A 9,628-nucleotide genomic window follows, 5' to 3' on the forward strand; every position below is an offset into this window, starting at 1 on the left:
CCAGGCCCCCGCCTTCCCCACCGGCGGCCTGGGGCGCGACCGAACGCTCAAGCGTGTCGGGGTTGAACTGCAGCACGATGATCCGCTGCGGCGTACCCCGCTCGGGGTCGACGATGACTATGCCGGAACGGATGGGCTTGGGGATGTCGGCGTATGTGGTCATGGAAATCCCTCCTAGCGAAGGCGCTCGGCCAACCGGGCCCGCAGGGGCGCAAAGTCTTCATTGGGGAAGATCTCGGGAAAAGTTTGGAGCATCAGTTTGAGTCCGTTTACGATGCCCTTGAAATCCCTGTCCCGCAGAGGGGCGTCAGTGAAGAGATACTGCCAGCCATAGGTGCCTTTTGTGAGCAACAGGTGTCGCATGTATTCGCAGTAGTCGACCTCCATCCTGAAAACGTCTCGCCTGACATCGAAGAACCACAATTCGGGTGTTACGGAAGTGCCCTGCAGGCGAATTGAAGACAGAGTTCCCGTGCCGCTGCTGGGCGTATCGTCGATCACGCGAAAATCGGAGAATAGTTGCCGCCGGGCGTCCGGTGTGTCATCCCCGGCCAAGTGGGGAGGGACGTCGCCGATTACGTCCAGGAGGTATTTAATATTGAATTCTCCTGTCAGCTGCACGTCGGGCTCGTCAATCGACCAGTGCATGCCTAGCTGCGAGAAGCGGCTGATGCACTTCTGGTACGCCGGGTCCAGCCGCACCTGGTACCACTCGTCGATACTGTCCAGTACTGCCGCCCCGTCGTTTCGCTCCTCGTCAATGGATCCTTGAGTGTGAGTTTCGATCTCAAAGCGCGGATGGTGCAGCAAGCTCTCTGTGAGGTCCGTAAGTTGCTGCTCGAAAGCCAGTAGTCGGGTCATGAGGTGGGCGTCTCCGATCTCGGGGGGTGATGTCATTCGAAAATGAGGTACTTGCCCGCCTGATTGTCGATCTCTGTCATGACGTCGGAGAAATCCGGAAGGGCGGGAGTGCCCGGTCGCTTCTTTGCCTCGTAGTCGCGCAACTTTCTCTTGAGCTCGCCCGCGCCGGAAAAGGGGCGGAGTTTCCGGATGCGATCGCCGAAGCTGTACGTGGTATTGAGTACGGCGGCGATCCTGGCGGCTGAATCCTTGTTCGCGTTTACGACTCGTGGATCTTTGTGGCCGGGCGGCTGTATGGCTGCGGATACAGTTCTCGCTGCAGTGGGCTTTTTCTCTTGCCACTTGTTGCTTGCATTGACCTCATAGCCACCCCACATGGACGTGATGTTGCTGGGGATGTAGTAGTTCGGCCCGGTGTGGAAGTTGACCACGATGCGATACCAGATCATTTCTTCGATCTGGGGATTCCTGCGGGCCTTGTCTGCCTTCAGCTCCACTACATCCTTGAAGTGATTATTCACTACAAGGGGTGCAGGTACGAGGTTCGATCCGGTGGCGAGTCCACCGAGGCGGTCAGGTAGCAGGTGCATCCTCAACCAGTACTCCGGTGCACCGGTGTGCCCGGCCTTCTGCAGAGCCTGCCAGCCCTTCGGGTTGCCGGTCTTTGCCAGGTTCGACGCTTCACCGTCGGGGGTGCTGGGCTGAATGTACTGAGCCCTGGAGTAATTGCGGGCGAGGACTCCGTCGGCAAAGGCAGGAAGGATCGTGGGAGGCAGGGGCGGTTTCTCCTCGCCATGGGTCCTCTCCGCCATGTTCTGTGCCAGGTGATTGAGCTGCGTACGCAGTGCGAGGAAGTCGTCCAGCCATGCGGCACCACCTCGCCCCTTGGGCACTCGGCGGGGGAGCCGCTTCTGCAACTCTTTCACCCTGAGGTAGTTACTCTTGGCGGCACGCATTGCCTGAAGCTGGTGATCCTTCTCCTCCGACTCCCCCATTTTTTCGGCGTCCAGCTTCCACAGACGGAGGAAGCGCGGGACTCCCGTAGGTGCGCTGTGCACCTCGAGGTCCGCTCCACCACCGCGGCCACGAAACTGCAGAGTGTGCATCCTCCCGCTGTCATCCCGGTATTTCACCGTCGGCAGGTCGAGGTTGCGCATGCTGTTCTCGGGCTGCTTCTCCTGTTGCTGGTCATCCCGGTTCCGTTGGTTGTCCGGGCTGCGGCGCGTGCGGTCGTGTTTGCGGCGCCACTGGTCGTGGAGACGGCGGGTGCGGTCGTTGAGGCGGCGGCCCAGTTTGCGGCCCTTGCCGTAGAGTTTGCGGGCGGCGCGGCGGGCGCGGTTGAGGGCCGACTTGACGGTCTGGCGGGCGCGGCGGAGCTTGCGGCGAGTGCGGGACTCGGGGCGGCGGCGCGACCGCTTCTTGGCGAGGTCGGGCTTGCGGCGGTCGGTGCCGTCCTTGTCCTTGTCCTTGGACTTGTCCTTGTCGCGGTTCCTGTCGCGGTCCTTGTCGGGGTGTTTGTCGTCGGGGCGGCGCTTGTCCGGACGGTCGGCGTCGGGCTTGCGCAGGTCGGGACGGTCATCGTCGCGGGGCCGGTCGTCCGGGTGACGCTTGTCGCGGTCCGTGTCGTGGCGGTCGTCGGGACGGCGCTTCTTGAGCGTGTCGCGGCCCGGGCCGCGGCGCTTGTCGAGCGTGGTCCTGTCGTCCTCGTCGCGCAGCTTGCGCTTCGCGTCGCGCATGCGTCGACGTGCCGCGTTGACCTCGCGGCCCTCCTCCCGGCGCTCGTGCTCGTCGCGCTTCTTCTTCGGCTTGGACTGGTGGGCCGGGCGCGGCTTCTTCTCGGGAGAAGGCCGCTTGCTGGGGCGAGGCCCCGGCTCCGGACGGGACGTCTTGTCCGGGGACGGCTTGTGCGGGGCCGGACGGTCGGCGGGCTTGTCGGTCCGTCCGGGCTGGTGGGTCGGGCCCGGCTCGTCGGTCCGGTGGGGCGGGTCAGCCGGCGCCGGCCTGTCGTGCCCGCCCGGCTTGTTGTTCGGGGCCCCGGGCTGGCCGGGGGCTGCAGGCGCGTCCGGGCGGTTCTTCTTCCTGCGGATGTCCTTCAGCATGTCGCCGAGCTTGCGGGTGACCCCGCCCATGAACCGGCTGACGCCTTCTATCAGCGCCTGGTAGATCAGTTCGAGCAGGGCGACGACACCGGCCGCGACCGCCTTGGCGAAGGGCCGTGCGCCGTTCCCGCTCTTGACCGACTTCAGGAAGTCCATGAAGAGGCCGAAGGCGCGCAGGATTTCGCTGAGCGCGCCCCACGCCGCCTGGAGTGCGTCGATGATGGCCATCACCCAGCCGGCACCCGGGATGAGCTTGGCGACGACCTTCTCCATGACCATTACGCCGATGATCACCGGGAGTTGGGGGAGCGCCTCGTCCCAGGCCATCCGGCCCATCTCCTCGGCGGTGACGCCGCCCGAGATCAGCTCCTGGAAATCCTCCATGGGGATACCGACGATTTCCTGGACCTTCTGGTTGAACCACTCCTTGATGGCGGCCTTGATCTCGTCGAAGAGGTATTCCTTCGCGCCCGTCTCGGCGGCGGCTCCGGCCTTGCTGATCCAGCCGCCGGGGTCGGAGACGATGTCGTTGAAGATGGCGGCCCATTCGCCGAGCCCGGCCACCACCTGCTTGCCGAACTCGAGCGCACCGACGGTGGCGGTCTTGACGACCTCGACCGCCGACAGTAGCCCGCTCTCCAGGATGTCGAGACCGGCGACCAGCGCGCTGCACAGGCCGTCGAGCAGCTTCCCGGCGACCTCCTTGAGCGCGTCCGCCGCCTCGTTGACCTTTTGTACGGCGTAGTCGCGGGCGCCGTCGATGGTGTCGCGCCACTTGTCGCGCATCGCCGGGTATTCGGCGAGCAGTTCGTCGCCGAGGGCGATCAGTACATCGGCGAAGGCGTTGATCTGCTCGATGACCCAATTGCGGGCGTCATCGATCAGCTTGAAGACCTGTTCCTTGAAGCGGTCGATGAGGTCGGTGACGGCCTTGCGGGCCCGCTTGAAGATGTCCTTGATCTCGTTGACGAGCTTCTCGAACATCTCCTTGAGCTTGCTGATGGCCTCTTCGAGCCAGTTGTCGGCGTTGCTCTTGCCGTCGTCCTGCTTCTTCTCCGCCTCTTTCTGAGCACCGTCCTGCTCGCCGTCGATCTTCTTGTTGTCGTCCTCGGTCCGCTTGTCGACGTCCTCGTCGGTCTTCTTTTCCTTGTCGTCGATGTCCTTGCGGATCTTTTCGTGCTTCTTGCTCTTCTTGCCGTCGATCTCCTCGACCTTGTCGTCCTGTTCCTTCCGCCACTTCTCGCGGGAGGAGGAGATCTCGGACTGGCCCTTCTCGCGTTCGTTCGCCTGCGTCTTGCTGTTGGCGTCGACCTCGCGCTTCAGGTCCCGGTCGTGCTTCTGCTTGTCGTCCTTGGCCTTCTCGTCCTTGTTCTTGCGCTCCTGGCCCATCTTCTGCCGGCCATCGTTGAAGCCGGCCTGGATCTGCGGGCCACGGTCGTGCTCGGCGACGGCGGAGGCGGACTCGATGGGGACGGCGCCGCCGCCCGGAGCCTTGGGGCCGCCGCCCTTCTTGGCGCCCTTCTTGCCGCCGGGGACCTTGCCGGTCAGCGTCTCCTTGGGGACGTCCGGGTAGATCTGGTCCTCGCCCATCGGCCGGGCGGCGTCCTCACGGCCGGACCGGTGCAGTTCGTTCTTCCGCTCGTCGAGCTTCTGGCCCTGCTCGTCCGTGCGCTGCGGGTCGGAGTCGTCCTGGAGCGGCAGGCCGGGGGCGTCACCGACCTTGCTGCCCTTCATTCCCTCGTCGACCGTCGGGATGCCGAGGATGGAGTCGATCAGGTCGTCGAGCGGCAGGATCTCCTTGAGCACCTTGCCCAGGAGTTTGGCGCCTATGGTGACGCCGATGTCCCACCAGCTCGGCTCCTCCATCTCGGCGCCGGGCACCTCGCCCTTCGGCCGTTCCTCGCCGTTGATCTCCGGCGTCTTGCCCTTGGCGGCGTCGGTACGGGAGACCTTGGCGTTGGAGTACGTGCCGGGAGCGGCCGGGGTCGGTCCGCCCGGGAGGGTCTTGGGCGAGCCGATCGGACGCTGGGTCTTGGGCGGGCCCTTGCGCAGGGCCGTGCGCTCCTTGTCGACGGAGGTGCCTACCGCGCTGTCGACGCCCTTGAGAGTCTCCACCATCTGGTACGGCTTGAGCTTGGACGCCGTGGCGAGGCCCGCCTCAGGGGTGCTCTTGGAGACGTCGGGGGCCGGGGCGTCCTTCTTGGGCTTGGAAGGGGCGGAGGCGGCGCGTCCGCCACCGCGGCCGCCGCGGGCGGGGGCCGGAGCCGATGCCGTGCGGCCGCCGCCTCCACCGCCACCACCGCGGCGGACGTTCTTGGCGGCCTGGCGGGCCGCCTGCCGCTTGGGCGCGGCGACCTTCGGCCGGGCGCCGGTTCTCGAGACCCCCTGGGACTTCGGCGAGTTGTCCTTGGCCTCCGGCCCGGCGGACATGGGTGAGGGACGATTGCCGGGGGCGAGCTTCGGTGTGGGAGAAGGGCCGGCGGTGGAGACCTTCTCCGGGCCCGAGTCGTGGGCCGCAGCCGTAGCGGGGCCCCTGCCCTCGGACACGTCCGACCCGCCGCTTTCCTTCGTCTTGGATGCCTCCGGGGTGACGCCGTCCTCCGACGTGGTGCTCGCGTCTTCCTTGGGGGCATCCGATTTTGGGCTGCCCGCCTTGGGGAGTGGTTCGGTCGCCGCCCGCCCTGTGTCCTTGTCGGCGGAGTCGGTTCCCGTACCGCCTGCCTTCTCGGTGGTCTCGAAGGGCCCGGTGTCCTTGCCCCCGGCACCCTCCGCACGACTGCCTACGTTTTTGCCGCCCTCGTCCTTCGCGCCCGAGGTGTCCCGAGGCGACGTGGACGTCTGAAGGCGTGCGTCCTCATCGGCCTTTGCCAGCTGTCCGGGCGCGGCCGTTTCTCCGGCGCCAGGAGTCTCTCCCGTCGTGCCGCTGTCGCCAGTACGCGTCTCCTCGTCCCGGCGTTTCGCCTCGGCATCCTCCTGCCGCTCGGCAACCTGGTCATTCTCCGTAGCGGCGTCGGGAGAACTCGTCAAGTCCAGGCCCTTTGCGCCGGGCGCGTCGAAGGGATCGGCGTCCGGATCCGGTCGTACAGCCGGGTCGGGGCCGACCTCCTGAGCGATGGACGTGCCGGACCGAAGAGCCTGGGCGGTGTCGGGGGAGTCCTTCTCCAGGGAGGAAGGCGCCTCTTCGGCCGCAGATTGGCTGGACTCGCTCTCGGCCCGGCTCACGGCCGCGATGGCGGGGGCCAGGGTCGCGGGTGAATCGATGACCCCCGGTACGCCGTTCCTCTGGCGCTCGAGCGAGCTCCGGGGGTCCTTCCGGGCGATGTTCTCAGGGTCCGCCCCGTCGAGGCCGCCTTCGGGCAGGCCGCTCTCGGGCATCGAGGCTTCGATGTCTCTGGGGGCCGCTGCGGTGTTCGCGTCCGCGCCGCCATCGTCAGCTTGTTCTTGGCCCTCTGCCTCGTCCAGTTCGTCTGCTTCTTCTTCGAGACCCAGCGGTTCGTCGTCCGCGTCCTCTTCGTTCTCCGGATCGCCCCAGGTGCGCCGGACGGCGTGGCCGTTGCCGGTGCGGTCCTTCTCGCCCGGCTCCGCCGCGCTCTTGTCCACGGCCCCGGGAGCCGTGGCTCCCTCGTGCCGGCCGGCCTCGTCCGTACGCTCTTCCCCGGCAGGCTGCTGTTCCTGCTGTTCCGCGGCGCGTTCCTGGGCGTCTTCCTCCTCGGCGCCCTTGTCCTTCTCCTCGGCGTCCTTGTCCTGCTCGGCCTTCTGCTGCTCGTCCTGCTTCTTGTCGTCCTTCTGGTCCCGGTCGGCGGACTTCTTGTCCTGCTCCTTGGCCTCGGCCTCTTCCTGCCGCCGCGCGGAACCGTCTTCCTTGCCCTTGGCCTCGTCCCCGGCCTTGTCCTTGTCCTTGGCGGAGGACTGTCCGGACTGCTGCTCGGACGTCTTGCCGGGCGCCTGCCCCGCCGCTTCTCCGGCCGGGGAAGCCTTGCCCACGCCGCCCGGAACGGGCCGGGACGCGTCGTCGCGCCCCGGTACGCCGCCGTCGCCCGCGGGGTCCGCGTCCTTGCGTTCCTGGTCGCGTCGGCGACGGTCGTCGTCGGCCTGCTCCGCTCCCTTGCGCTCGCCATCGGCCGCGGCGGCCCGCTGGACACGTTCCTCGCGGATCGTCTCCGCCGCGTCCCGTACGGGTTCCGGAGCGTTGGCCGCGTCCAGCGGAAGCGGGCCGTGCTCCATTTCCTCCACCAGGTCCAGCAGCCGGTCTATCTCTGGCGTGAGGAGGCGTACCTCCAGCCGGTCCAGTACCGATTCCTGCACGTCCGGCGACATCTGTGCCAGCTGCAGGCGTACCCGGCCCGAGAGGTCCTGCGGGTCGCCCCGGAGGGAGCGGAGGACGCCGTTGGCGAGGCGGTCGACGAGGGTGGCCGGGTCGAGCTGTTCCATGCGGCGCCGGTCCGCGTCCACCGTCGCGTACCGCAGCCACCCCGGCGTCGCCTGGCCCTCCTCGATCTCGGCCGCCGGCGGTTCCTCCGTGCGTGCCGAGTCCCGGAGTGCGCCCAGTACCGAATCGCGGGCCGCGGACTCCGCCTCCCGTTCGATGGTCTCCTGGGGGAGGGATACGGACCCCAGGTCGCGGCCGGCGCGGAGGGCGCCGAGGCCGTGGGGGTTCTGGACCGTGTGCAAGAGCTCGTGGGCCAGGAGGCGTTGGCCGTCGGCTGTGCCCGGGCGGTACGTGCCCTCGGCGAAGAAGATGTCCTGGCCTACTGCGAAGGCGTCGGCGCCCATCATGTCGGCGAGTTGGCCGGAGTCGCGGTCCGTGTGGAGGCGTACCTGGCTGAAGTCGTGGCCGAGCTGTTCTTCGAGGTCGCGGCGGACGCTCAGGTCGAGGGGCTGGCCGGCGCCGCTGACGATGTCCTTCGGTTCCGGGGTGCGGGACTTGGCGTTGCGTTCCCTGCGCTTGCGGCGCTTGTCGGCGGCGGTGGACTGGTTGTTGTCCTGAGTGGAGGAGTGGGACGTGCTCATCGGGCCTCACCCCGACCGGTCAGGCCCGCGTGTACCGAGCGGGCCAGGGCCTCGCCCAGGCGCACCGGTGACGTTGTACGGGGGAGCGGGGGCAGGCCGGTCAGCCCGTCCAGGGAGACAGGGGAGCCGTCGGCGGCCAGTGGTACGCCACGCTCGTTTACGAGCCGGGTCAGCTCGCGCTGGAAGGCCACGGATACCCGGTCGGGGTCGACGCGAGAGTCGAAGCCGTCCAGGACCAGTTCCCCGATGTCGATACGGAAGGACCGCGGCGCATCGGACTCGCTGCGGAAAGAGCGCTGCGGCTCGGGCTCGTTCAGACCCATCCGTGGACCTCCGACGGGGTCAAGGAGCGTTCCAGCTTCAGGTATTCGGTGCGGGCCGCGGCCAGCATGTGGCGCATCTGGAGGTGGTCGCCCTCCTCGGCGGCGAGGAAGGCTCCCGAGAGGGCGATGTTGCGGATGGAGCCGCCGGCGACCGTGAGTTGAGCGAGCAGGGACGGGTCGATGCCCTTCGTGGGGGCTTGGGGCGGGAGGACGCGGCGCCAGATTTCGGCGCGCTCGCTCTCGCCCGGGAAGGGGAAGTCGACGACGAAGCGGATGCGGCGCATGAAGGCCGAGTCGAGGGCCTTTTTCATGTTGGTGGTGAGGACGGCGAGGCCCCGGTATGCCTCCATGCGCATGAGGAGGTAGCTGACCTCCAGGTTCGCGTAGCGGTCGTGGCTGTCCTTTACCTCGCTGCGCTTGCCGAAGAGGGCGTCGGCCTCGTCGAAGAGCAGCAGCGCGCCGCCTCGTTCCGCCGCGTCGAAGACTCGGCTGAGGTTCTTTTCCGTCTCGCCGATGTATTTGCTGACGACTTGGGAGAGATCGATGATGAAGAGGTCGAGGCCCAGTTCCTTGGCCATGACCTCGGCGGCCAGGGTCTTGCCGGTGCCGGAGCCGCCCGCGAAGAGGGCCGTGACGCCGAGGCCGCTGCGGAGGGCCTTCGCGAAGCCCCAGTCCTGGTAGACCGTGCTGCGCTGGCGCACGTGCGCGACGATCTCCTGGAGGATGCGCAGCTGGCGGTCGGCGAGTACCAGGTCGTCCCAGCCGGCGCGGGGTTCGATGCGGCGGCCCAGTTCGTCCAGGCCCATGCGGGCCTCGGTGAGACCGGCCTGCCAGGCGAGTTCCGCGCCGTCGAGGGTGTCGGCGTGGGGCAGGTCGCGGGATACGGAAGCGGCGGCTGAGCGTACGACGTGGGGCGGGAGCTGGAACTGTGCGACGAGGGCCTGGAGGTGTCGGTCGGTCACCTCGGGAACGTCGGCGAAGGCGTCGGTCCAGAGGCCGAGGTGCTCCTCGTCGGACAGCTTGGGGACGGTGACGCGTTCGCCGCGCGGGTGCTCCGTACGGCGGGGGTCGGGACTCGATACGACGAGGGGGACGGCGGCGCCCGCGATGAACGCGTCCGCGGCTGCGTGCTGTTCGCGGTCCAGCTCGCCGGCCTCGATCAGGAGGGCGGCGGGGAGGAGGATCGCCTCGCGTTGCCACAGGCGGGCCAGGCGGTCGCGTTCGGTGGCGTCGGTGGGGATGTCGTCGGCGGCCATGGAGTACAGGCCGAGGCCGGATCGGCGGGCCGCGGCGAGGGGGACGGCGGCGCCCGCGATGAACGCGTCCGCGGCTGCG

The 9,628-nt window shown here is 67.9% G+C and carries 4 protein-coding genes; all 4 read right to left on the reverse strand.

All coding sequences use genetic code 11. The features are described 5' to 3' along the window. Positions 1–174: 174 nt before the first annotated feature. Positions 175–861, reverse strand: coding sequence for a hypothetical protein (locus CCS38_RS00065; RefSeq protein ID WP_223731100.1), 687 nt, complete (start codon positions 859–861; stop codon positions 175–177). A gap of 32 nt (positions 862–893) precedes the next feature. Then, positions 894–7,970: an eCIS core domain-containing protein gene (locus tag CCS38_RS00070; RefSeq protein WP_223731101.1), complete on the reverse strand. Its 7,077-nt coding sequence runs from the start codon at positions 7,968–7,970 to the stop codon at positions 894–896. Then, complete coding sequence (locus CCS38_RS00075) at positions 7,967–8,293, reverse strand: hypothetical protein (RefSeq protein ID WP_223731102.1); 327 nt, start codon at positions 8,291–8,293, stop codon at positions 7,967–7,969. The genes CCS38_RS00070 and CCS38_RS00075 overlap by 4 nt, the downstream gene beginning before the upstream one ends. Next, a partial coding sequence (locus CCS38_RS00080; RefSeq protein WP_223731103.1) for an ATP-binding protein occupies positions 8,284–9,628 on the reverse strand: 1,345 nt, incomplete at its 5' end. The genes CCS38_RS00080 and CCS38_RS00075, both read right to left, overlap by 10 nt.

It is taken from the genome of Streptomyces purpurogeneiscleroticus, assembly GCF_020024005.1.
Classification (GTDB): domain Bacteria; phylum Actinomycetota; class Actinomycetes; order Streptomycetales; family Streptomycetaceae; genus Streptomyces; species Streptomyces purpurogeneiscleroticus.

What these genes read in the sequence shown, in the direction of transcription:
- CCS38_RS00070 (WP_223731101.1), bottom strand. Translation starts at nt 7,970, where the DNA reads ATGAGCACGTCCCACTCCTCCACTCAGGACAACAACCAGTCCACCGCC.
- CCS38_RS00065 (WP_223731100.1), bottom strand. Translation starts at nt 861, where the DNA reads ATGACCCGACTACTGGCTTTCGAGCAGCAACTTACGGACCTCACAGAG.
- CCS38_RS00075 (WP_223731102.1), bottom strand. Translation starts at nt 8,293, where the DNA reads ATGGGTCTGAACGAGCCCGAGCCGCAGCGCTCTTTCCGCAGCGAGTCC.